General features: G+C 68.0%; 23 protein-coding genes. 11 read left to right on the top strand and 12 right to left on the bottom strand.

Annotation, left to right across the window (positions count from 1 at the left end):
* Positions 1–8 precede the first annotated feature (8 nt).
* The 4 genes from CQ040_RS05065 to CQ040_RS05050 all read left to right on the top strand — a co-directional run bounded on the left by CQ040_RS05065 (position 9) and on the right by CQ040_RS05050 (position 5,639).
* Positions 9–854: a carbohydrate ABC transporter permease gene (locus CQ040_RS05065; RefSeq protein ID WP_028503759.1), complete on the top strand. Its 846-nt coding sequence runs from the start codon at positions 9–11 to the stop codon at positions 852–854.
* Positions 855–923: 69 nt separating this feature from the next.
* The gene (locus CQ040_RS05060) at positions 924–2,279 is read left to right on the top strand and encodes an ABC transporter substrate-binding protein (protein ID WP_105526698.1); all 1,356 of its coding nucleotides are present in this window, start codon (positions 924–926) and stop codon (positions 2,277–2,279) included.
* Between the two features lie 72 nt (positions 2,280–2,351).
* Positions 2,352–4,100 carry a beta-galactosidase family protein gene (locus CQ040_RS05055; protein WP_105526699.1) on the top strand — a complete coding sequence of 583 codons (1,749 nt, stop codon included), beginning with the start codon at positions 2,352–2,354 and terminating at the stop codon, positions 4,098–4,100.
* A 78-nt stretch (positions 4,101–4,178) separates the two neighbouring features.
* Positions 4,179–5,639: an MFS transporter gene (locus tag CQ040_RS05050; protein WP_105526700.1), complete on the top strand. Its 1,461-nt coding sequence runs from the start codon at positions 4,179–4,181 to the stop codon at positions 5,637–5,639.
* Between the two features lie 65 nt (positions 5,640–5,704).
* Here the strand turns inward: CQ040_RS05050 and CQ040_RS05045 are convergent, their stop codons facing one another.
* Positions 5,705–6,736, bottom strand: a complete 1,032-nt coding sequence (locus tag CQ040_RS05045; RefSeq protein WP_105526701.1) for an LD-carboxypeptidase — start codon at positions 6,734–6,736, stop codon at positions 5,705–5,707.
* A gap of 74 nt (positions 6,737–6,810) precedes the next feature.
* On the opposite strand from CQ040_RS05045, the gene CQ040_RS05040 reads away from it, so the two are divergent.
* Both CQ040_RS05040 and CQ040_RS05035 read left to right on the top strand, forming a co-directional pair.
* Entirely contained in the window at positions 6,811–7,017 is a 207-nt protein-coding gene (locus CQ040_RS05040) for a transcriptional regulator (protein ID WP_105526702.1), read from the top strand.
* A 77-nt stretch (positions 7,018–7,094) separates the two neighbouring features.
* Positions 7,095–8,981, top strand: coding sequence for an ABC transporter ATP-binding protein (locus tag CQ040_RS05035; protein WP_105526703.1), 1,887 nt, complete (start codon positions 7,095–7,097; stop codon positions 8,979–8,981).
* Between the two features lie 130 nt (positions 8,982–9,111).
* On the opposite strand, the gene CQ040_RS05030 is transcribed toward CQ040_RS05035, so the two are convergent.
* The gene (locus tag CQ040_RS05030) at positions 9,112–10,974 is read right to left on the bottom strand and encodes a phosphoenolpyruvate carboxykinase (GTP) (RefSeq protein ID WP_105526704.1); all 1,863 of its coding nucleotides are present in this window, start codon (positions 10,972–10,974) and stop codon (positions 9,112–9,114) included.
* 112 nt (positions 10,975–11,086) lie between these two features.
* On the opposite strand from CQ040_RS05030, the gene CQ040_RS05025 reads away from it, so the two are divergent.
* Complete coding sequence (locus CQ040_RS05025; protein WP_028503744.1) at positions 11,087–12,529, top strand: helix-turn-helix transcriptional regulator; 1,443 nt, start codon at positions 11,087–11,089, stop codon at positions 12,527–12,529.
* 35 nt (positions 12,530–12,564) lie between these two features.
* Here the strand turns inward: CQ040_RS05025 and CQ040_RS05020 are convergent, their stop codons facing one another.
* The 3 genes from CQ040_RS05020 to CQ040_RS05010 all read right to left on the bottom strand — a co-directional run bounded on the left by CQ040_RS05020 (position 12,565) and on the right by CQ040_RS05010 (position 16,508).
* Positions 12,565–13,611, bottom strand: a complete 1,047-nt coding sequence (locus CQ040_RS05020) for a winged helix DNA-binding domain-containing protein (protein WP_105526705.1) — start codon at positions 13,609–13,611, stop codon at positions 12,565–12,567.
* A 43-nt stretch (positions 13,612–13,654) separates the two neighbouring features.
* Positions 13,655–15,103 (bottom strand): glyceraldehyde-3-phosphate dehydrogenase, encoded by a 1,449-nt coding sequence (locus CQ040_RS05015; protein WP_105526706.1) that lies wholly within the window; start codon positions 15,101–15,103, stop codon positions 13,655–13,657.
* A gap of 199 nt (positions 15,104–15,302) precedes the next feature.
* Positions 15,303–16,508: an HNH endonuclease signature motif containing protein gene (locus CQ040_RS05010; protein ID WP_258131426.1), complete on the bottom strand. Its 1,206-nt coding sequence runs from the start codon at positions 16,506–16,508 to the stop codon at positions 15,303–15,305.
* 370 nt (positions 16,509–16,878) lie between these two features.
* Here CQ040_RS05010 and CQ040_RS05005 point away from each other — a divergent pair, with 370 nt between their 5' ends.
* The 3 genes from CQ040_RS05005 to CQ040_RS04995 all read left to right on the top strand — a co-directional run bounded on the left by CQ040_RS05005 (position 16,879) and on the right by CQ040_RS04995 (position 18,025).
* Positions 16,879–17,247: a multidrug efflux SMR transporter gene (locus CQ040_RS05005; RefSeq protein WP_105526707.1), complete on the top strand. Its 369-nt coding sequence runs from the start codon at positions 16,879–16,881 to the stop codon at positions 17,245–17,247.
* On the top strand, positions 17,244–17,567 hold the full coding sequence (locus CQ040_RS05000; protein WP_105526708.1) for a multidrug efflux SMR transporter: 324 nt from the start codon (positions 17,244–17,246) through the stop codon (positions 17,565–17,567). Before CQ040_RS05005 ends, CQ040_RS05000 begins: the two co-directional genes overlap by 4 nt.
* 77 nt (positions 17,568–17,644) lie before the next feature.
* Positions 17,645–18,025 carry a DUF4259 domain-containing protein gene (locus CQ040_RS04995; RefSeq protein ID WP_028503953.1) on the top strand — a complete coding sequence of 127 codons (381 nt, stop codon included), beginning with the start codon at positions 17,645–17,647 and terminating at the stop codon, positions 18,023–18,025.
* A gap of 42 nt (positions 18,026–18,067) precedes the next feature.
* Here CQ040_RS04995 and CQ040_RS04990 read toward each other — a convergent pair whose 3' ends face one another.
* The 7 genes from CQ040_RS04990 to CQ040_RS04960 all read right to left on the bottom strand — a co-directional run bounded on the left by CQ040_RS04990 (position 18,068) and on the right by CQ040_RS04960 (position 22,614).
* Positions 18,068–18,292, bottom strand: a complete 225-nt coding sequence (locus CQ040_RS04990; RefSeq protein WP_105526709.1) for a hypothetical protein — start codon at positions 18,290–18,292, stop codon at positions 18,068–18,070.
* 47 nt (positions 18,293–18,339) lie between these two features.
* Positions 18,340–18,990, bottom strand: coding sequence for a hypothetical protein (locus CQ040_RS04985; protein WP_146113882.1), 651 nt, complete (start codon positions 18,988–18,990; stop codon positions 18,340–18,342).
* A gap of 43 nt (positions 18,991–19,033) precedes the next feature.
* Positions 19,034–19,324, bottom strand: coding sequence for a hypothetical protein (locus CQ040_RS04980; RefSeq protein WP_105526711.1), 291 nt, complete (start codon positions 19,322–19,324; stop codon positions 19,034–19,036).
* Between the two features lie 55 nt (positions 19,325–19,379).
* On the bottom strand, positions 19,380–20,045 hold the full coding sequence (locus CQ040_RS04975; protein WP_105526712.1) for an SDR family oxidoreductase: 666 nt from the start codon (positions 20,043–20,045) through the stop codon (positions 19,380–19,382).
* A gap of 31 nt (positions 20,046–20,076) precedes the next feature.
* Complete coding sequence (locus CQ040_RS04970; RefSeq protein ID WP_105526713.1) at positions 20,077–20,619, bottom strand: hypothetical protein; 543 nt, start codon at positions 20,617–20,619, stop codon at positions 20,077–20,079.
* Positions 20,620–20,777: 158 nt separating this feature from the next.
* Entirely contained in the window at positions 20,778–21,713 is a 936-nt protein-coding gene (murQ, locus tag CQ040_RS04965) for an N-acetylmuramic acid 6-phosphate etherase (protein WP_105526714.1), read from the bottom strand.
* Positions 21,703–22,614, bottom strand: a complete 912-nt coding sequence (locus CQ040_RS04960) for an N-acetylglucosamine kinase (RefSeq protein ID WP_105526715.1) — start codon at positions 22,612–22,614, stop codon at positions 21,703–21,705. The genes murQ and CQ040_RS04960 overlap by 11 nt, the downstream gene beginning before the upstream one ends.
* A 96-nt stretch (positions 22,615–22,710) precedes the next feature.
* Here CQ040_RS04960 and CQ040_RS04955 point away from each other — a divergent pair, with 96 nt between their 5' ends.
* Positions 22,711–23,568, top strand: coding sequence for a MurR/RpiR family transcriptional regulator (locus CQ040_RS04955; RefSeq protein WP_105526716.1), 858 nt, complete (start codon positions 22,711–22,713; stop codon positions 23,566–23,568).
* The last annotated feature ends 53 nt before the right edge of the window (positions 23,569–23,621 follow it).

The raw sequence follows: 23,621 nt of genomic DNA, 5'->3' as shown, positions 1-23,621 counted from the left end.
ACGATCCGATGAATCCGCGCAAGTCCAACACGTTGCTGATCGTGATGATCGTCTACGCGCTGTACACCCTCGTGCCGCTGGTCTGGCTGCTGTTCAGCTCGACCAAGACGCAGGCGGGGCTCTTCAGCTCGTTCGGACTGTGGTTCGCCGACGACTTCGCGTTCTTCGACAACCTCGTCGCCACCTTCTCGTATCGCGACGGCATCTTCCTTCGCTGGCTCGGCAACACGCTGCTCTACGTCGTGGTGGGTGCGGGAGGCGCGACACTGCTGGCCACCATGGCCGGCTACGGACTCGCGAAGTTCCGCTTCCCCGGGCGTCGTGCGGTGTTCGCGGTGGTCCTCGGGGCGGTGGCGGTGCCGGGTACCGCCCTCGCGGTCCCGACCTTCCTGCTGTTCAGCGAGCTGGGTCTGACCAATACGCCCTGGGCCGTGATCATCCCCTCGCTGATCAGCCCCTTCGGCCTGTACCTGATCTGGGTGTTCGCCTCCGAATCGGTGCCGACCGAGCTGCTCGAGGCCGCCCGCATCGACGGCGCCGGCGAGTTCCGCACCTTCTTCACGATCTCGATGCGGCTGCTGGCACCCGGCATCGTCACGGTCGCGCTCTTCACGGTCGTCGCCACCTGGAACAACTACTTCCTGCCGCTGATCATGCTGTCCGACCCCGCCTGGTACCCCCTCACCGTGGGTCTGAACCAGTGGAGCGCCCAGGCCATCGGCGCCGGATCCCAGCCGATCTACAACCTCGTGATCATGGGCTCACTGCTCACGATCATCCCGATCGTCATCGCCTTCCTGCTGCTGCAGCGCTTCTGGCAGTCAGGTCTCACCGCGGGAAGCGTCAAGCAGTAGCTCCCCGCACCTCTCCTGCATCACCTCTGCGATCCGACGCTGGATCGCACCTCCCGAAAGGACACAGCAATGAAGCACCTTCCCTCACCGACGCGGCGCACCCTCGTGGTGCTCGCCGCAGGAACCGTGGCGGCGCTGGCGCTGGCCGGATGCGGCACCGGCAGCGACGCCGGTTCCGGCGGCAGCGCGGGCTCCGGCTCGTTCGACTCGATCGAGGCCGCACTCGACAAGGGTGGCGAGATCACGTACTGGTCGTGGACGCCCTCCGCCGAGGCCCAGGTCGAGGCCTTCCAGAAGGAGTACCCGAACGCCAAGGTCAAGCTGGTGAACGCCGGCACCAACAACGAGGAGTACACCAAGCTGCAGAACGCGATCAAGGCCGGCTCCGGCGCCCCCGACGTCGTGCAGATCGAGTACTACGCCTTCCCGCAGTTCGCGCTGACGGATGCGTTCACCGACCTGTCGCAGTACGGGTTCGCCGACTTCGAAGACGACTACACCGCCTCCACCTGGAACTCGGTGACCGACGGCGACGCGATCTACGGCCTTCCGCAGGACTCCGGCCCCATGGCGCTGTTCTACAACAAGACGGTGTTCGACGCCGCGGGTGTCGCCGTGCCCACCACGTGGGACGAGTACTACGAGGCGGCCAAGAAGATCCACGCGGCGAACCCCGACGCGTACATCACCAACGACACCGGGGATGCGGGCTTCGCGACCTCGATGATCTGGCAGGCCGGCGGAAAGCCGTTCGAGACCTCCGGCACCGACGTCACGATCGACCTGCAGGATGCCGGCTCTGCGAAGTGGACCGAGAACTGGAACCGCCTCGTCGAGGAAGACCTGATCGCTCCCTACGGCAGCTGGAGCGACGAGTGGTTCCGCGCCCTCGGCGACGGCAGCCTCGCCAGCCTCGTGATCGGTGCGTGGATGCCGGCGAACCTCATCTCCGGCGCCCCCGACGGCTCCGGCGACTGGCGCGTCGCGCCGATGCCGACCTACGACGGCTCCCCGGCGAGCGCGGAGAACGGCGGTGGCGGCCAGGCCGTGACGAAGCAGAGCAAGAATCCGGAGCTCGCTGCCGGCTTCCTCTGGTGGCTGAACAACTCCGAGGAGAGCATCTCGATCGCCCTCGAGTCTGGTGGCTTCCCGTCCACGACCGCCGAGCTGTCCAGCAAGGAGTTCCTCGCGGAGGCCCCGGAGTACTTCGGCGGCCAGAAGATCAACGAGGTGCTCGCGGCCGCAGCCGATGACGTGGTCGAGGGCTGGAGCTACCTGCCCTACCAGGTGTACGGCAACAGCATCTTCGGCGACACCGTCGGCCAGTCGTACCAGAACGGCACCGACCTGAACGAGGGCCTCACCGCCTGGCAGGACGCGCTGGTCGAGTACGGCAACTCGCAGGGCTTCACCGTCAACAAGTAACACCCGCGGCTGAGTCGGTCCCGGTCCCCCGTCGGGACCGGCTCAGCCCGCCTTCATCGAAAGCACTCCCCCGTGACCTCTTTCTCCCTCGGCGACACCGACTTCCTCCGCGACGGACAGCCTCACCAGGTGATCTCCGGCGCCATCCACTACTTCCGCGTGCATCCGGACCAGTGGCAGGACCGCATCCGCAAAGCGCGGCTGATGGGCCTGAACACGATCGAGACCTACGTCGCGTGGAACGCGCACGAGCCCCGACGTGGCGAGTGGGACGCGAGCGGATGGAACGATCTCGGGCGCTTCCTCGATCTCGTGCACGCGGAAGGTCTCGACGCCATCGTGCGGCCCGGACCCTACATCTGCGCCGAGTGGCACAACGGAGGGCTCCCGGTCTGGCTGACCGGCGGCCTGGACGAGCTGCGTTCGTCTGCGCCGTCGTTCCTCGCGGAGGTGAGCGCCTACCTGCGCCGCGTGTACGACATCGTCGCCCCGCGGCAGATCGACCGCGGCGGTCCGGTCGTGCTGGTGCAGATCGAGAACGAGTACGGCGCCTACGGCTCCGACCGGGCCTATCTCGAGGCGCTGGTCGCCACCACGCGCGATGCCGGGATCACGGTGCCGCTCACGACCGTGGATCAGCCTGTCGACCGGATGCTCAGCGACGGGAGCCTCCCCGAGCTGCACAAGACCGGTTCCTTCGGCTCCCGGAGCACAGAACGGCTCGCGACGCTGCGCCGGCACCAGCCGACCGGGCCACTGATGTGCTCGGAGTTCTGGGACGGCTGGTTCGACTGGTGGGGCGGTGTGCACCACACGACCGACGTCGCCACCGCGGCAGCCGACCTCGACGAGCTCCTGGCAGCCGGGGCATCGGTCAACATCTACATGTTCCACGGCGGCACCAACTTCGGGCTCACCAACGGCGCCAACGACAAGGGGCGCTATCTGCCGCTCGTCACCTCCTACGACTACGACGCCCCGCTCGACGAGGCGGGGAATCCGACGGAGAAGTTCTTCGCCTTCCGCGAGGTGATCGCCAAGTACGCTCCGGTGCCCGACGAGCTTCCAGCCGCGGCCGATGCTGCTCCGGCGTTCGAGGTTCCGCTCGCTTCGGCGGGGGCATGGACCGAGGTCGCGGGGTCTGCCTCGGTGAGCCCGCGGCCCGACACCTTCGACGCGCTCGGGCACCTGAGCGCCCTGGTGCGCTACGACGCCGACCTGCCGGGCGGGAAGGGCGGACTCCTCGTCGTCGATGAGGTGCGCGACCTGGCTTGGGTGAGCGTCGACGGTCTCGTGGTCGGCACGCTCTCCCGCACCCGACACGACCGAGCGATGCGGATCCCGGATGGCCTCAGCCTCAGCATCCTGGTCGAGGATCAGGGGCGAGTGAACTACGACCACCGCCTCGGCGAGGAGAAGGGTCTGATCGGTGCCGTCACACTCGACGGCGCTCCGCTGTCGGGGTGGAGTTCGACACCGCTTGACGTCGCCGCAATCGCCACACATGTCGCCACGGAGATCGGCGCGGACGCAACCGACGAGATCGTGGGGAACGGACCGACTGCATGGACCGCCGAGTTCGCCCTGGATGCACCGGCTGACCTCTTCCTCGACGCGGGGTCCTGGAGCAAGGGCTTCGCGTTCGTGAACGGCTTCTTCCTCGGCCGGTATTGGCGCAACGGCCCACAGCGCACGCTTTACGTCCCCTCGCCCACGACGAGAGCAGGAACAAACCGTCTCGTCGTCCTCGAACTCGAGCAGCTCGTGGAGCCCCGAGCGATGTTCGTCACCATCCCCTCCCTCGGCGACACGGAAGAGTAAGAGCACACAGGCAACACTCAGGAAGGCGTAAACTCGCCCGAGTCCCCTGCGATATCGGGGGCTGATCGGAGGAGCTTCATGAGTACTGCCACTGCGCCGGCGAATCCTCGTTCGCGCGTCATCACCGCGAGCCTGGTCGGCACCACGATCGAGTTCTACGACTTCTACGCCTATGCGACAGCGGCCGTGCTCGTGTTCCCGGTGCTGTTCTTCCCCACCGGCGACGACACCACGTCGCTCCTCTCCTCGTTCGCGGTGTTCGGCGCCGCAATGGTCGCCCGTCCGATCGGCGCCGTGGTCTTCGGCCACTTCGGCGACAAGTTCGGCCGCAAGGCCACGCTCGTGGCGTCGCTGCTGACGATGGGCATCGCGACCTTCGTGATCGGCCTGCTGCCGACGTACCAGGACATCGGATGGTGGGCCGCCCTGCTGCTGCTGTTCCTCCGCCTCGCTCAGGGCTTCGCGCTCGGCGGCGAGTGGTCGGGCGCTGCTCTGGTGGCCACCGAGAACGCGCCGAAGGGCAAGCGCGCCTGGTACGGCACCTTCCCGCAGCTGGGCGCACCGCTCGGGTTCATCATCGCCAACTTCCTCTTCCTCGCGATCAACTGGTTGCTGCCGCACGCCGAGAACCCGGTCCTGAAGTCCGAGGCATTCCTCTCCTGGGGCTGGCGCATCCCGTTCCTGTTCTCCGCGGTGATGGTCATCATCGGTCTGTGGGTGCGACTCAAGCTCGTCGAGTCCGACACCTTCAAGAAGGCCGAGACGAAGGGCGTGATCCGCAAGCTCCCGCTCGCGACCGTGTTCCGTCACCACTGGAAGCAGCTCATCCTCGGCACATTCATCATGCTGGCGACGTACGTGCTGTTCTACCTGATGACGAACTTCACGCTCGCCTACGGCACCAAACCAGCGACGCTTGAGACCGCCTCTGCAGCAGCGAAGGCCGCTGCCGAGGCGACGGGCGCCGACTTCGACCCGATCAAGTTCGCAGCGCAGTTCTACCCCGGTCTCGGCTTCGGTTACACCGACTTCGTGCTGATGCAGATCATCGGCGTGGTGTTCTTCGGCCTCTTCACGCTGCTCTCCGGACCCATCGCCGATGCGATCGGACGCCGGAAGCTGCTGCTGTGGGTGACCGGGGCGATCATCGTGTTCGGCTTCACGTTCAACACGTTCCTGCTCCCGGCCGTCGATCCGAAGTTCACCGGTGCACTCGCACAGGCCTTCCTCGTGTTCGGGTTCATGCTGATGGGCGTGACATTCGGGCCGATGGGCGCCCTGCTGCCCGAGCTGTTCCCGACCAACGTCCGCTACACGGGGTCGGCGATCGCCTACAACGTGTCGTCGATCCTCGGCGCGGCTGTCGCGCCGCTGATCGCTCTGTGGCTGTGGTCACTGGGAGACGGTGCTCCCTGGCTGGTGGGGCTGTACCTGTCGGCCATGGGCGTGCTCACATTCATCGCCCTGCTCCTGAGTCCGGAGACGAAGGACAACGACTACGACGACGACCTCGGCGTCGCGGCGGCCGTCGAACTCTGACCAGCAAGAGCGGCAGCATCCCCACGAGGATGCTGCCGCTCTGCGTTTCAGGGCGCCCGTGTCGGTCAGTACTCGGCGACGATCGTCCGAGTGGCACCGTCGACGACCATCGTGCCGCCGTAGGGGAGGATCCACTGCGGCCGGGTGTGCCCGAACGGCGGACCGACGCAGACCACAGCTTCAGGGTTGTATCGGCCCACGACATCGATGACCGCGTCTCGCTGCGCCGCGCGGAGAGCGGCGGCCTCAGCGGGTGTCGGGTGGAACTCGAAATCGCTCACAGGCGGACGCGCGACGACCACTGCCGCCACCGCGCCGAGGATGCCACGCTCGCCCAGCCCGCGCAGCCACCGCGCCACCCAGCCTGCGGGCGGACGCTCCTCGCTCGTCTCCAGCAGCAGGATCGCCCCCTCGAGCGCCTCGGTCGCGGGGAGCCGGTCGGCGAAGGCGAGCCCGTCGATCACCTCGAGGCAGCCGCCCCAGGTCGCCCCTTCCACCCGTCGTGCGGGCCCGGCCCAGGTCCAGGGTTCGGTCGGGGTGCGCTCGCCGAACTCCACCAGTGAGCGGGGGTCGTTCCAGCGGCGCCCCACGTCTTCCGACTCCCCCGGCTCGGTGATCTCGAGCTCGCCGCCGTCGAGCAGAAGCGCGCGCAGCGACCGCAGGTGCAGGTCATCGACGCCGGGCCCAGGGCCCAGGTGCACGGCGGTCGACCCTCCGTAGTACCCCTGCACCCCGAGGCTCCAGAGCCAGTTCAGGATGTTCGTGTTGTCGCTGTACCCCACGAACGGCTTGGGGTCGGCCGCCGGCAGCGCCGGGTCGAGGTGCGGGACGACGAGGATCTGGTCGTCCCCGCCGATCGTGGCCAGGATCGCCCGGATGCTCGGATCGGCGAACGCGGCGTTCACGTCGGCCGCTCGCGCTTGCGGGGTCGCCCCGAGCTCGCGCGTGGTCGGATACTCCACCGGGATCAGTCCGGTGAGCTCCGTGAGGCGACGCAGCGCCTGTTCATGCAGTGCGGGTGCGACCGCCGGAGCTGCGAACGCGGGCGAGAGGATGGCGACGCGATCGCCGGGGATGAGCTTGGTGGCGGACAGCATCCATCCAGTCTGTCACGTCAACAGATATTGACAACCGCCCATCCGTCAATGATTATTGACGGAGGAGGTGCATCATGACAATGCCGACCGCGATCGCACAAGATGACGGGAGCGAGCCCCTGGCCGCGCTGCACCGGCTCGCCGAACTGCGCAAGGAGGTCGCCCGCGCCGAAGAAGGAAACGTCCGTCGCGCCCGGAACCTCGGTTACTCGTGGCAGGCGATCGCCAGCGCCCTCGGCGTGAGCAAGCAGGCGGCTCACCGGCGATTCGGCCGCTCCTAGGCCGCATACAGCCCCTCCATAGAATTCGACCGCGAACGAAGTACGGTCGAAGTACCATCTCCAGATCGAGGTCCCGCATGTCCGGTTCGGCGACAGCACGCCGCCGCGGACGTGGCGCACAGCCTGAAGGCCCGCGCGCCACCTTCCGCCAGCTCCTCCCCTTCCTGTTCGAACACAAGCGCACCCTCATCGTGGTCGCCGTGCTCAGCGTCATCGGCGCCGCGACCTCGCTCGTGCAGCCGCTGCTCGTGGGCCAGGTCATCGAAGCCGTGCAATCCGACACCGGGATCGGGATCCTCGTCTGGCTCCTGGTCGGCTTCGTGATCGTGTCGTCGATCATCTCCGGCTTCCAGCACTATCTGCTGCAGCGCACAGGCACGGCGGTGGTCTACTCGAGTCGTCGCCAGCTGATCGCCCGCATCCTGCACCTGCCCACCTCGGAGTTCGACGCCCGGCGCACCGGCGACCTCGTCTCGCGCGTCGGCACCGACACGACACTGCTGTACGCCGTGCTCACGCAGGGACTGGCGGATGCCGTCGGCAGTGCCGTCCTGTTCCTCGGCGCCCTCATCGCGATGCTGGTGATCGACCCCGTCCTGCTGCTGCTGATCGTCGTCGTGATCGGCGTCTCGGTCACTGTCGTCGTGCTCCTGAGCGGACGCATCCGCACGGCGTCGACCGCGCAGCAGGAGAAGGTCGGCGAGCTGGCCTCCGGTGTGGAACGCGCGGTCGGCTCGATCCGCACGATCCGCGCCTCGGGAGCGACCGAGCGCGAGGCCGCCGCGGTGACCGAGCTCGCCTCCGAGACCTACGGCATCGGCGTGCGCATCGCCAAGATCTCGTCCCTCGTCGTGCCCGTCTCCGGCATCGCCCTGCAGCTTTCGCTGCTCGTGGTCCTCGGCGTCGGCGGCTTCCGGGTCGCAGCCGGTGCGATCACGATCGCCTCGCTCATCTCGTTCATCATGTTCCTGTTCCTGCTCGTGATGCCGCTCGCCACCACCTTCGGCGCGATCACCTCGGTGAACCAGGCGCTCGGCGCACTCGGCCGCATCCAGGAGGTGCTCGACCTGCCGACCGAATCGCAGGAAGACGAGAAGATCGCCGCGTCGCTTCCCCACGAAGACGCAGCCCCCGATGCACCGGCCATCGAGTTCCGCGACGTGCACTTCCACTACCCCGCGAACGTCGTCGCCGCCCGGCAGGCGGCGGCGAAGGCAGCGCGGAACCTCCTCGCTGATGCGCACCTGGAGTCTGCTGAGGATGCCGCGCCCACGGTGCAGGACCACGAGGTGCTCCGCGGAGTGTCGTTCGCCGTGCCTCACGGCGCCAGGGTCGCCCTCGTCGGCCCCAGCGGCGCGGGCAAGAGCACGATCCTGTCGCTGATCGAGCGCTTCTACGACCCGACCGGCGGATCGATCCGGCTGCACGGCCACGACGCGCGCACCTACCCGCGCGACGACCTGCGCGCCAACTTCGGCTACGTCGAGCAGGATGCGCCCACCCTCGCCGGCACGCTCGCCGAGAACCTGCGCCTCGCCTCGCCCGATGCGACCGATGCCGACTGCGAACGCGTGCTGCGCGCCGTGAACCTCGGCGACGTGCTCGAGCGCAACCCGCTGGGCATCGAGGCCCCCGTCGGCGAAGACGGCGTGATGCTGTCAGGCGGCGAGCGTCAGCGCCTCGCGATCGCCCGCGCGCTGCTCACCGACGCCCCGATCCTGCTGCTCGACGAGTCGACGTCGTCGCTCGATGGCGTCAATGAACAGCGCATGCGCGAAGCGATCGACGCGGTGTCTACCGACCGCACGCTCATCGTGATCGCCCACCGCCTGTCGACGGTGGTCGACAGCGATGTGATCGTGGTGCTGCAGGACGGCGTCGTGGTCGGCCAGGGCACCCACGCGGAGCTCGTGGAATCGACGCCGCTGTACCGCGACCTCGCCAGGCATCAGCTGCTCACCTGATTCACGTCCGTTCCCGGACAACACGAAGGCGGGACGTCGGAGACCACTCAGCCATGGGTTCGTCTCTGATGTCCCGCCTTCGCGGGTGTGAGGGTGCCGGCTCCCCCGAACCGGCACCGGTCTGGGGGAACTACGCCTTGTCGAGGCGGTAGCGCAGCGAGGCCAGCTCGGCGCGCAGTGCCGCCGGAACCTTGTCGCCGAAAGTGTCGTAGAACTCCTCGGTCAGGTCGGCCTCGGTCTTCCACGCCTCGGCATCGACCGAGAACAGCTCGTCGAGGTCGGCAGCGGGGATGTCGAGCCCGTCGAGGTTGAGGTCTTCCACGCGCGGCAGGCGTCCGATCGGGCTGTCGACCGCTGTCACGTCACCCGCGATGCGGCGGATGATCCAGTCGACGACACGCGAGTTGTCGCCGAAGCCGGGCCACAGGAACCGGCCGTCATCACCGCGACGGAACCAGTTCACCTGGAAGATGCGCGGTGCACGGTCGAAGCGCAGACCGCGACCGACCTTCAGCCAGTGACCGAAGTAGTCGGCCATGTTGTAGCCGCAGAAGGGCAGCATCGCGAACGGGTCGCGGCGCAGCTCCCCGACGGTTCCTTCGGCGGCGGCGGTGCGCTCGGACGAGATGTTCGATCCGAGGAAGACGCCGTGCGTCCAGTCGGTGGCCTCGACCACGAGCGGCACGTTGCTCGCGCGGCGTCCGCCGAAGAGGATGACGTCGAGCGGCACGGCCTCTTCCCAGTCCTCGGAGATCTGCGGGCACTGCGCCGCCGACACCGTGAAGCGGGAGTTGGGGTGCGCGGCGGGCCTGCCCGACTCGGGAGTCCAGTCGTTGCCCTCCCAGTCGATCAGGTTCGCGGGAGCCTCATCGGTCAGCCCCTCCCACCACACATCGCCGTCCGGACGGAGCGCGACGTTGGTGAAGATCGTGTTGCCCCACAGCGTCTCGACCGCGGTGACGTTGGTCGACTCGCCGGTGCCGGGTGCGACGCCGAAGAAGCCCGCCTCGGGGTTGATCGCCCACATGCGGCCGTCTTCACCCGGACGGATCCAGGCGATGTCGTCGCCGAGGGTCTCGACCCGCCAGCCGGGGATGGTCGGGCGCAGCATGGCGAGGTTCGTCTTGCCGCAGGCCGACGGGAACGCGGCGGCCACGTGGTACGCCTTTCCCTGCGGGTCGATCACTCGGATGAGCAGCATGTGCTCGGCGAGCCAGCCCTCGTCGCGGGCGATCACCGAGGCGATGCGCAGCGCGAAGCACTTCTTCGCGAGGATCGCGTTGCCGCCGTAGCCGGAACCGTAGGAGTAGACCTCGAGCGTCTCGGGGAAGTGCACGATGTACTTGTCGTCGTTGCAGGGCCACTCGGCATCCTGCTCCCCCGGGGCGAGGGGTGCGCCGACTGTGTGCACGGTCTTGACCCACGGCGCGCCCTCGGCGATCTGACGCGTGACGGCGTCGCCGACGCGGGTCATGATGCCGATCGAGGTGACGGCGTAGGCGCTGTCGGTGATCTGGACTCCGATGTGCGAGAGCGGGCCGCCGACGCGTCCCATCGAGAACGGCACGACGTACATCGTGCGGCCACGCATCGAGCCCTCGAAGATCTCGTCCATCTTCTGGTGCATCTCGGCCGGGGCCGCCCAGTTGTTCGTGGGACCGGCATCCTCTTCGCGCTCGGAGGCGATGAAGGTGCGCCCCTCGGTGCGGGCGACGTCGCTGGGGTGCGAACGGGCCAGGTACGAACCGGGACGCCATTCGGGGTTGAGCTTGATCAGCTTGCCCTCGTCGACGAGTCCGCGAAGCAGCCAGTCGTTCTCGGCGCGCGAGCCGTCGACCCAGTGCACGGAGTCGGGCTGGGTGAGCTCGCGGATCTCCTCGACCCAGGCGGCCAGCTCGGCCATGGCAGGGGTGTCATACGTCGGAGTCGCGCCGAACGTACGCGTCGGTGCGACGGGAGACGTGCGAGGGGTGAAGACTTCGGCGATGGCCATGACTGGTGCTCCTTTGAAGTGTGGGGCGTTGCACCTATCTTCTTCCGGTTCGAGGGTGCCTTTCGGCCAAAACGGGCGATAAGAACATGGATTCTTTCGCTACACTCAAGGAATGGCGTCCTCCGGCATCCACCTCACGACTCTCGGCCACCGCATCCGTCACCACCGGCTCGAGAACGGGTTCACCCTCGACGAGCTCGGTGCGCTCGTCGGCGTCGCGGGCTCGCAGCTGAGCCTGATCGAGAACGGCAAGCGCGAACCCAAGCTCTCACTGCTGCAGGCGATCGCGCACGCCACGAGCACCGAGGTGACCGATCTCATCTCCGGCGAGCCGCCGAACCGTCGCGCCGCACTCGAGATCGCGCTCGAACGTGCACAGGAGAGCCCGGTCTTCCGTCAGCTCGGCGTCGCGCCGGTGCGCGTGACCAAAGGTATGAGCGACGAGACGATCGAGTCGGTCCTGGGCCTGCACCGCGAGCTGGAACGTCGGGAGCGCGAAGCCATCGCGACGCCGGAAGAAGCACGGCGCGCGAACACCGAGCTGCGGCTGCGCATGCGCGCGCAGAACAACTACCTCCCCGAGATCGAGAAGCTCGCGGAGAAGCACCTCAAGGCCGCGGGGCACGTGCAGGGCGCGCTGACCCACCGCACGGTGAGCATCATGGCCGAGAAGCTGGGCTTCGAACTGATCTACGTCAACGACCTCCCGCATTCCACCCGTTCGGTCACAGACCTCGAGAACGGACGCATCTACCTGCCGCCGGCCTCCATCCCCGGCGGTCACGGTCTGCGCTCGATGGCGCTGCAGGCGATGGCTCACCGGTACCTCGGGCACCGGCCTCCGACCGACTACGCCGACTTCCTCCAGCAGCGCCTGGAGATCAACTACTTCGCCGCCTGCTGCCTGATGCCGGAGACCGCGGCCGTCGCGTTCCTGCAGCAGGCCAAGAAGGACCGCAACCTCGCGGTCGAAGACTTCCGCGACGCGTTCGGCGTGACGCACGAAGGTGCGGGCATGCGGATGACGAACCTGCTCACGCAGCACCTCGGCATGTCGCTGCACTTCCTGCGCGTGGACTCCACCGGCGCGATCACCCGCGTGTACGAGAACGACGACCTGCCGCTGCCGATGGATGTCACCGGCGCCGTCGAGGGCCAGCGGGTGTGCCGCAAGTTCCAAGCCCGCGCCGCGTTCACGCAGCAGAACCGCACCACCGAGCACCACCAGTACACCGACACCCCGTCCGGCACGTTCTGGTGCTCGACACAGACCGGCTCGTCGAGCGACGGGGAGTTCTCGGTCACGGTCGGGGTTCCGTTCGACGATGCACGCTGGTGGCGTGGACGTGAGACGAACGACCGCGCCGTGTCGACCTGCCCCGACGAGTCGTGCTGCCGACGCCCCTCGGAAGAGCTGACGGAGCGCTGGAACGGGCGGGCCTGGCCGAGCGCCCGCGTGCACACGCACATGTTCTCCCCTCTCCCCCGCGGTGCGTTCCCCGGCGTGGACGACAACGAGGTCTACAACTTCCTCGGGCGTCACGCGAGCGAGTAGTCGCAGCGGCCGATGACTGACGCTGCTGCTCCCGCTCAGTCGTCGGTGAACCGGGCGAAGCGGGCGAGGGCTGCGGCCACGGCGGCAGGATCCTCGGACTGGACGAACAGCGCGGGCGGTGCATCCCTCGTCGCGCTCGCATGCGACCAGGTGCCGATGACCCGTCCCCGCTCGATGAGGGTCGGACGCACCATCCCGTTCTTGCCTGGGCCGACGGCTGCCAGATGTTCCGGAGCGCAGACGGTCGTGCGGTCGGCGTAGGAGATGTAGTACTCGTCGAACGCACCGAGGGCGTGAGCGGATGCCGCACCGGTCGCGCGTCGCGGGCGTCGGAGCGCGGCGAAGAGTCCGGCGTCGACTTCGTCGACCCGGGAAGCGGCACGTTCAGCCGCCTCGCGCGCCTGCCCGAGCGTGAGCCCCGACCACCAGGCGAAGTCGGCGACACCGGCCGGACCGTGTCCGTCGATGTAGCGCACGAAGAGCTCGGCGAGCGGGTCGGCGGGGCGGTCGTGTTCGGGGATGTGGTCTTCGACGAGGACGAAACGCTGCTCGCGTGCGATCCCCTCACGTGCCACGACGGGCCCCTGGCAGATCAGGCCGTCGATCGTGAGGGTGAAGAGCAGATGGATGCCGCGCTGGCCTGCGGGGTCGATGCCGATGCCCTGGAGGATTTCGAACACCTCGGCGCGGGTGCGTCCGCCGTCGTGCAGGGCGGGGGTCAGGGCACGGACGGTCGCGGCGATCATGTCGTCGTCGATGCCGAGGTCGCGGTGCCGCGAGGCCGCCTGCTGGCGCTGCCGCCCCGCGGTGACCTGCAGCATCCACCCGAGGTCTCGTGCCGGGACGGTGTGCAGCGTGCCGCGCATGGTCCAGCCCCGCACGATGTCGCCACGATCGAAGGCACGATCGACGTCGCGCAGTCGAACCGGATCCTTGGTGCGGACGGCGAGGGCCCACCGGCCGGCTGTGAAGTCTTGACTCTGCACGGCGAGCATGTGGTGCGCGGCATCCGTCACCGTGCGCGTCGGCGCGGTGAGGCGGTGCGATCGGAGACGCTCGGCGAGCAGGGTCGCAGTCTTCATGACCCCATCATGCCGGGCGCCCCGACGCCGCGCACGGCTGCGCTCAGCCCTGCAGGGTCACCTCGCGGCGCTCGGGGAGCACGATCGGATGCGAGCCGGCCATGACCTCGAGCACGCGGATGACCTGGCACGAGTAGCCGAACTCGTTGTCGTACCAGACGTACAGGATGAGGGTGTCTTCGTCGGCGATCGTGGCGAGTCCGTCGACGATGCCCGCGCGGTGCGAGCCGACGAAATCGGTCGAGACGACGTCGGGGCTCTCGACATAGTCGATCTGCTGGCGCAGCTTCGAGTGCAGCGAGACGCGGCGCAGGTAGTCGTTGACCTGATCCTTGGTCGCAGGGCGTTCGATCGTGAGGTGCAGCACCGCGAGCGAGACGTCGGGGGTGGGCACGCGGATCGAGCTGCCCGTGAGCTTGCCCTCCAGCTGCGGGAGCGCCTTGGCGACGGCCTTCGCGGCGCCGGTCTCGGTGATGACCATGTTGAGCACGGCCGAGCGTCCGCGCCGGTCGCCCTTGTGAAAGTTGTCGATCAGGTTCTGGTCGTTCGTGAACGAGTGCACGGTCTCGACGTGTCCCTTCACGACGCCGTACGCCTCGTCGATCGCCGCGAGCACCGGGGTGATCGCGTTGGTCGTGCAGGAGGCGGCCGAGAGGATGCGGTCGCTCTCGACGACGCGATCGTCGTTGATGCCGTGGACGATGTTCTTCAGCGGGCTCTTCCCCGGCGCCGTGAGCAGCACGCGGGCGACACCCTTCGACCGCAGGTGCTGCGAGAGGCCGGCCTCGTCGCGCCAGCGTCCGGTGTTGTCGACGACGATCGCGTCGTGGATGCCGTGGGCGGTGTAGTCGATGGTCGCCGGGTCGTCGGAGTAGATCACCTGGATGCGGGTGCCGTTGGCGATGATCTGCTCGGCTTCTTCGTCGACCGTGACGGATCCGGCGAAGCGGCCGTGCACCGAGTCGCGCAACAGCAGAGAGGCGCGCTTGACGAGGTCGTTCTCGGCGCCGCGACGCACGACGATCGCGCGCAGCCGCAGTCCGCTGCCGCCGCCGGTGTGGGCGATGAGGATACGGGCCAGGAGGCGGCCGATGCGCCCGAAGCCGTAGAGCACGACATCGGTGGGCTCGGCGGCGACAGCCCCCATCGCGGGTGAGAGCGCCTCGGCGAGGTAGGTGTCCAGCGACTGGCCGCTCTCGGCGTGCTCTGCCACGAGGCGTGCGAGGTCGAGGGAGGACGCACCGGGAGAGAGCGAGTGGATCGCTTCCAGCACGGCGAGACTGTCTTCGATCGGGAGCCGTTCGTGTCCGAGCTGGGCCACACGTTCGTGCACCTCGACGAGGCCGGTCGCCGACAGCCCGAGCAGCCGGTGTCCATGCAGGGAGGTGACCACGTCGTGTTCGCGTCGGAGCGCCCCGATGAGCGGGATCATCCGCTCAGCCAGCTCTTCGCTCTCGGTCCAGTCGTCGCGGTGTGCCGCGGAATCGTTCATCTGCGTCCTTGCATGTGTGAGCGCGCACCGAGATCGCCGGCGCGCGAGTTGCCGGGTGAATCGGGGGATGCGTCCAGCGTACAAGTCGCGGGAACCCGTGCCGAATCCGGATGTCGAGAATCCGCGGCCGGGTCATCAGGTTGTGCTGACGCCCGACTGTGCTGACGTCCGGTTACGCTGACGTCTGGCCGTGGTGACGTCAAGCCGCGATGTCGAAGCGCGCGCGACCGCCAAGCCTCGGGGTCCGCTCAGGGTCGACGTATCGCGGCGGTATGAACCACACCTGCGCCGCACTCCCGCTTCCGCTCCCGCTCCCGCTCCCGCTCCCGGCAGCATCGATGCGGATCTCCCACCCGTTGTCATGGATGCGGTGATGACATGTCTCGCACAACAGCACCCCATTGGAGAGATCCGTCGGCCCAAGATCACGTTTCCACCACCGGATGTGATGCGCCTTCGTCATTTCCGGAGGCAATCCGCACATCGCGCATCCCCCGTCACGCTCCACCAACGCCAACCGTTGGGCTCGGGTGAACAACCGTCTCTCCCGCCCCCAGTCGAGAATCTCACTGTCCCCACCGAGAACACACGGAATCACGCCGCCCCCGGCGGCCATCCACCGCGCGGCTCCGACACTGACCGGCTGATCGACACCGTCCACAGTCGCTGACCCGGTGCCGGCCTCCAGATCGTCGAGGTTCATCCGTACGATCACGGTCGCGCCCGCCACCGGAACCCGCCGCTCGCACCCGAGCACGTGCGCGCAGAACACCGCGAGGGCATCAGCCTGAATCATCGGGACCGTCCGCCGATCGGCATCCGGAGCATCCGCGTCGGGAGTGTCTTTCCGCGCAGCGAACGCCGCCGTCACGAACCCCCGGATCGCCGTCACGACCGGTGCCGCGGTCTCGACATCGAGGACCGCGTTCAGATGCACCATCCCATCCCGCTCGAACAGCGAAAGTACGCGCTTGTTGCGGCGGTCTTCCTCCTGAGGCTCCAGACCATCAGGATCGAGCCACGCCTCCACCCTGACCACGAGCTTGCGCACGTCATCGAGCGCCAATCCTGCCGCCTTCTCCGCCAGCATCCGCTCCCCTTCAGCGATGCGCTCCACCCCGGCGACGATGCGGCACCGATCGAGCGCGGCGATGATCATCGCCGCTGCGGGGGCGCCGAGCGCACCCGAATCGAGCGCCTCACTCACCAACGGATACTTCGCCGGCAGACGTGCGCCCAGGAGATCGCTACGCGGTGCCGTTGCCTCGCCCACCTTGACGAGACGCGAGGCATCGCCCGTCGACACGCCCGTGGCTGCCGCGATCAACGTCGCCGGATTGCGGAAGCCCTGCTGCTTGGCCAGGCTCTCGGCCCCGAGCTCGGGCGGGACTCGCGAGAGATACACGCCGCCACCGAGACATGCACAGCGTCCAGCCGACGCCGCAGCACTCCGATCGATTCGCTCACCGCGATCAGCTGCTCTCTCGACAGTTCTCCCGAGTCACCCGCATCAGACCACACCTCATCGAGGCGGGACACCGCCTCGTGCAATGCGGTCAATTTCGACATACTTGATTTTACCGCGACCGAGGCAGACATTAGAAGTTTTGTTCGATCTAATGCCGGGATATCAGCGGTGCATCTGCCCCTCACCCCGCTCCAGAGCCGCCCTCGCCGAATGCACGTGCCCGCACTGCAACTCTCAGCCGCCGCCCGAGGGAATCCCCCGCACGCCCCTCGCGTTTCTCCCCCTGAAACACCACGAAAGGCCCCCGATGACAGATCGCCCTCGCCGCTCGGCGTGGCCACCTCTCCTGGTCGCGATCGGGCTCGAGGTCACGGCGACCCTCTCGCTGCGCGCGGCCGAGGGGTTCACTCATCCGCTCTGGCTGATCTTCGTCGTTCTCGGCTACTCCGGCTCGCTGTGGCTGCTGTCGGTCGTGCTCGATCGCGGGATGCCGGTGGGCGTCGCGTACGGCATCTGGTCGGCATTCGGTGTCGTGCTCACCGCCGTGTTCGGCACCGTGCTGTTCGGCGAGCTGCTGGGCCCGGTGCAGATCATCGGCGTCGGCGTGATCGTGGTCGGAGTGCTGCTCGTCGAACTCGGTTCACACAAACGCGAGCCGACGGAGGTCGCCTCATGACCTGGGTGCTGCTCGGGCTCGCGATCGTCAGCGAGGTTACCGCGACGCTGAGCCTGCGCGCATCCGAGGGCCTGCGTCGCCGCCGCTGGATCCCCGTGATCGTGGTCGGCTACCTCGCCGCGTTCACACTGCTCGGCACGATCCTCGCGCTGGGGATGCCCGTGGGCGTCGCATACGGCATCTGGGCCGCGGCCGGGGTCGCACTGACCGCGGTGCTGGGCCGGGTGATCTTCAAGGACCATTTCTCGGCCATGATGGCCGTCGGCGTCGCGCTCATCGCGGTCGGAGTCGGGATGATCGAATTCGGCGGCGGCCACTGACGACCACGCGCCTGCAACGTCGCCGCAGCATGGTTCACTGGTTCCCGAACGGCAACTGACAGAGCGAAAGGCGCACCATGGGCACTTGGGGACCGGGGAACTTCGACGACGACACGGTCGCTGACGGACTGAGCGAGATCACGGACGATCTCATCGCGAAGATCGCCGAGTCGTTCGCCGATGAGGACGATGACACCGAGCTGCAGCCCGACGAATGGGGCGGCAGCATGGTGCCGGCGTGGCTGGAGATCCTCACCGACATCGGATCGGCGGGCCGCGTCGGCGCGACGTTCCCGCCGAGCACCACACTGGAAGCGTGGCGGGACCGCTACGTCCGCGTCTGGGACGGTTACATCGACGAGCTCGAGCCCGATGAGGACTACCGGAAGGACCGGCGTCAGGTCATCGTGTCGACCTTCGACCGCGCCGTCGCCCTCGCGCACGAGCGCGAGCAGTAGACAGGGCCCTCAGCGCTGAGACATCACGGAAGGTACTGAGCCTCACGCACCCAGAACAGCCCGCTTCGCCGCGTCGACGAGTTCCGTGCAGTTCGGCATCAGCGGCTCGACCAACTTCGTCTCGAGCTGCGACTCCAGATCCCACAGCACGCGCTGCTCGGCCTCGTCGACGATGAGCTGTTCGGCATCGTGGGCGGCGGCGAGCCATTCGAAGAGAACCAGAGCCTCGGCGGTCGTCAGCCGCAATTCGACGTTCTCGCCCGTCATGTCCGTTCCTTCGCGATCTCCCGGCGACGTTGGCATCATTCCGAAGCCTAGCGAGTGTCCCCCGCCAACCGTGTCCGCAACAGCTCGACGACTTCGAGGGTCTCGGAATCACTCGGTCCGCGGAGCCCGGAACCGCTCTTCGGCATGATCGTGAAGGCGATCGCCTCCCCTGTCTTCAGCGTGACCACCGGCATCGCGTACGTCATGCTCGTGGGCTCGCGGAGCCGCACGTCGCGTACTTCCTCGAAGGAGATGCTCCACTGTTCCCTCGGTCCGCCGAGGCCAGCGGAATCACGCCGGAACTCGATCTCCAGACGGTCGTTCCAGACGAGCACGTACCCCCGCCTCGCGGAATCCGCCACCGTACCGGAGCCATCGAGGAACTCGATCTGCAGGATCGCGTAGTTCGCAGCCGCGTTCCGGATGCGCCCCGCCTGGGATGCGCGTCGCATCACGGGCACTCCGCGGAAAGCAGTGATCAGCGAGGCCGTGACAAGCAGGACTCCCACCACCAGCGGGAGGAGCACATTCGGCCACGGTGCCAGACTCAGCGACACGATGATGAGACACACGACCCCGACGAGCGCGGCGGTTATGGTCTGGAGATTGCGGCCGAGGGTCATCACAGGCCCGATCGGGGCGACGAGGATGCCGTTCGACGCCACGGCGGCTCGTGGCGCATTGCTCTCGTCTGTCATCAGCTCACCCCGACGCTGTTCTCGGCTAGAGATACTGCCCGCTTCACATTCGAGATCGGAGCCGACGCTCCTTGCGCGACATCGGCCGCTCTGACGTCTCAGGCTCGCTGCGCAACCCCGTACGGGACATCTCGTCGACCTCCTGTCGACGGCGGGTGTTCTGCAAGACGATCAGCACTTCGACAAGCTGAGGGATCAGCAGAATGACGAAGAACATGGCGAGGGAGAACAGCTTCGCTTCCCAGGGGTACGGCGGAATCAGGGTGATGACCGCCACAAACGGAAGGATCATCAGGACGCGAGTGAAGTACGTCTTCACGAACTCCCGCAGCATCAGCCCAAGCCCTTCTCGACCACACTCGCCCGCGCGGAATCGCTCATCCAGCCCCTCAGTATTCCGCCGAGAACGCGCCGTCGGACTTCAGCAGCTGCCCCGAGATCCAGCGGCCCTCGTCCGACACGAGGAACTCCACCACGGCCGCCACATCGCGAGGCTGCCCGAGCCGACCGAGCGGGGTCATACCCGTCAGCCCTGTACGCGTCTCATCATCCATCCATCCGGTGTCGATCGGGCCGGGGTTGAGGACGTTCGCGGAGATCCCCCGAGGGCCGAGCTCGCGCGCGGCAGAGATGACGAGCCGGTCGAGCGCGCCCTTCGATGCGCCGTACGGAAGGTTGCCGGTCACGTGGTCGCTGGTGAGCGCCAGGATCACGCCCCCGCCGTCGCCGGCCTGCCGCGCGAACGCCGCGATCAGCAGCAGACTCGCCCGTGCGTTCACGGCGACGTGCAGGTCGAAGCTCTCGGCAGTGGTGTCGAGGATCCCCGATTCCACGTCGTGCGCGTGGCTCAGGATAAGGGCCGAGATCGGACCGTGTGCGGCGTTCACCTCGGCGATCAGCGCCTCGGGGCCTTCATGCGTCGAGAGATCGGCGGGGTGGTCGGCATCTTGCAGGTCGCTGGTGACGACGGTCCAGCCGGCGGCGCGCAGTCGAGGCACGATGCCGGCGGCGATGCTGTTGGCACGGGCGGCGCCGGTGATCAGAGCGAGGGGCATGCCGCCACGCTAGCGGAACCCGGCCCCCGCATCAGGTGGCGAGGCACATCACGGCGGCACCGGCAGCCAGCGCCCACGACTCGACCGCGATGAGGCGTGCAGTGCGCCCGTGATGGATCGGTTCGACGATCCAGTCGGCGACGACCGTCCACAACACCACGCCGATCACTCCGGCGACGATCAGCACCGACAGCAGACCCGAGAGGCCGCCGTGGCCTCCGTGCACTCCGGTGCTCGCCCCCGCGGCCGCACCCGCACCCGTCGCCGCGCTCTCGAACGAGCAGACGGCCAGGAGCACTGCGATGAGAGCACGACGGAAGCACTCACCGGCGGCCGGCGTTCCCCGCACCCCGACCGTGCCGAGCATGGCGGAGAGCAGCAGTACAGCCCCGAGCACCAATGCGACCATGGCGACGTCGCCGACGAGCGCGGTCGTGACCATCGCCGCCGCCATGACCAGCACCACCTGCCGGCCCTGCCACGGCACAGAGCGTCCTGCGATCAGCGAGGCCACGACCGCGACGACCGCAGCGCCGACGAGCAGCCAGGGCGCTGCCGGCACGAGATCATCCACACCCGAATCCTATTGACGCCGGAGCGCAGCAGGGCCGCGGGCGTGGCATCCGGAATTCCGCGAGTGCGGCGATCAGGCGAGGGGTGCGATCAGGGGCGCGCAGAAATCAGTGGAATGCAAGAAATCAGGCGAGGACGGCGATCAGGCGAGGATGGCGATCAGGCGAGCGCGGCGATCGCGTCGCGGAGGATGCCGTCGGCGTCGTCGAGGGCGGAGGCTGCGTCCTGCGGCGTCGCATCGGCTGCGAGCATCAGCAGCGCGAGCTTGACCGAACCCTCCGCCGCCCGTAGCGCCGCAGCCGCCTGATCGGTGTCGACGCCCGCGAGCTGCGACACCGTACGGATGGAGCGCGCGTGGAGCTTCTCGTTCGTCGCGAGCAGGTCGACCATCACGCCGCGGTACGTCTTTCCGAGGTTGATCATCGACAGCGTGGTGAGCATGTTCACGACGAGCTTCTGCGCCGTGCCGGACTTCAGCCGCGTCGATCCGGAGATGAACTCGGGACCGGTGACGACCTCGATCGCGATCTCCGCAGCAGCCCCGATGTCCGAGCCGGCGTTCGATGCGATCGCCGCGGTGAACGCGCCCACGCTTCGGGCGTAGTTCAGTCCGCCCACGACATACGGCGTGCGTCCGGATGCGGAGATGCCGACGACCGTGTCGTTCTCGGAGAGGTCGAGATCCCGCAGCGAGACCTCCGCTGCGGCATCGTCATCCTCGGCGTTCTCGACAGCCGAGCGGATCGCGGTCTCGCCACCGGCGATCAGGCCGACCACCATCGAGGGGTCGGTGCCGAAGGTCGGCGGGCACTCGCTCGCGTCGAGCACACCGATGCGCCCTGCGGTGCCGGCGCCGATGTAGATGAGCCGCCCACCCCGGCGGAATCGCTCGGTGATGCCGTCGACGGCGAGCGCGATCTCCGTGGCGCGCTCGGCGACAGCGTCGGGCACCCGACGGTCTTCGGCGTTCATCCGCCGCACGAGCTCAGCCGTGCCCAGCAGATCGAGGTCGCCGCGCTCGGTCGTCGAGGCCTCGGTGTCGAGGCGATCGAGCACGGTGAGGAGGGCGGCGAGGCGGGAGTCGTCATTCGGCACGGTGGACGAACCTTTCGTGGGGGAGGTCGTTGCGGTGCGCGAGCAGCAGCGCACCGTCGAGCGCGTCACCGCTCGCGGGCACGACCCGGCGACCGGCGGTCTGGAGCGAGAGGGTCAGGGATTCGCGGAACCATGCGTGGTCGGCGAGACCGCCGTGGACCACGATGTCGGCGGTGCGCACCGAAGCTGCGGTCGCCGTTGCGGTGAGAAGCCGGATGCCCTCGGCGACGATCTCGCGAGCCACAGCATCGCCCGCCTCTGCCGCGTCGAGGACCAGGGGTGCAAGCGTCGCGAGGCGCCGCGGGAGTGGTCCACTTCGAGCGAGCCACGCCTGGACGTCGGATGCTGCACCGATGGGTGCAGCGATCGCCTGCGCCAGAGCAGTCTTCGGGGCCAGCCCGTCATCTGCGCGCAGAACAGCACGCAGGGTCTCTCGACCGAGCCATGAACCGCTGCCGAAGTCACCGAGTTCCGGCCCCCACCCGTCGATGAGTCGTGCGCCATCGGCGTCGATGCCGAGTGCCACCGCTCCGGTTCCCGCGATGAGGAGCACACCCTCACCACCGTCGAGCGCACCGGCGTGCGCGGTGACGACGTCAGAGGCGACAGCGACCCCGGCATCGGTGGCGCTGGCCAATCGGAAAGCCAGTTCCTGCGCGGCATCCGGAGCCATCCATGCCCCTGCGGCGCCGACGCCGATCAGATCGATGTCGGTGGGGGAATCGATGTCGGTGCGGGAGAGGAGCGGGAGGATCGCGTCGAGCGCTGCGGTCACCCCGTCGGCAGCGGCGAGGCCGGGGGCACCCACGTCAGCCCGTTCCACGCGCGTGCCCTCGCCGGTGATCACGACGCGGCACCGCGACTTGCCGAGATCGACGGATGCGGTCGTGCGCGCGCTCATCGGCTCTCCTCGGTGTTCAGAAAAAGGGTAGTGAAAAGAGACTACATGCGAAGTAGACTCAACGAAAAGAATTTACACCGAACCGACGGAGGACCGATGAGCATCCAGTCGACGATCGAAGCCGCCGCCTCGACGCTGCCGCCGTCGCTGGCCCGCATCGCGCTGGTGGTCCGCGAGAACCCGTCCCTCGTGATCGAGAACACGATCAACGAGCTCGCCGAGGAATGCCAGACGTCCGTCGCATCCGTCGTGCGCTTCTGCCGCGCGATCGGCTTCAGCGGCTACGCCCCGCTCCGCATGGCACTGGCCGCAGAGCTCGGCAAAGAGGCTGCTCAGTTCTCCGCCAGAGGCGCCTACGGCTCCGAGATCTCCGACGGCGACACACTGCGCGAGGCCGTTTCGAAGGTCGCATCCCTCGAACTCCTGGCGATCGAGGAGACCGTCGCCCAGCTCGATTTCGAGGTGCTCGAGGCGGCGGTCGATGCGATCGACCGCGCCGAACGCATCCTCCTCTACGGGCTGGGCGCCAGCCGATTCGTCGCAGAAGACCTCACCCACAAGCTCCTGCGCGTCGGCCGGAACGCGCACATGCCCGCCGATCCGCACGAGGCCGTCGCAGTGTCCGTGCTGCCCACCGCGCCGACCGTCGCGATCGGGTTCTCCCATTCGGGTTCGACGCTCGAGACCGTGCGGTTCCTGGCGACCGCGCGCGCCAGCGGTGCCGCGACGATCGCGGTCACGTCGGCGAAGGACTCCCCCCTCGCCCGCGCGGCCGAGCACCCGCTGTTCACCGAGGTGCGCGAGTCGACCTTCCGCGCCGGCGCCATGGTGAGCCGCATCGCCCAGCTCACCCTCGTGGACTGTCTGTTCCTCGGCGTCGCGAAGCGCCGATATGCCGAGACGGTCGACGCCCTGCAGCGCACCGGCCAGGCGACCCGCGCACTTCGAGGCTGAACGGCCGCAGCGGGTCTTGAAGCCCCCTTACCTCCCACCTCTTCCGTTATCCT

The organism is Microbacterium sp. MYb54 (assembly GCF_002979515.1).
Taxonomy (GTDB): domain Bacteria; phylum Actinomycetota; class Actinomycetes; order Actinomycetales; family Microbacteriaceae; genus Microbacterium.
This window is presented reverse-complemented; position numbering and strand designations above follow the sequence as displayed.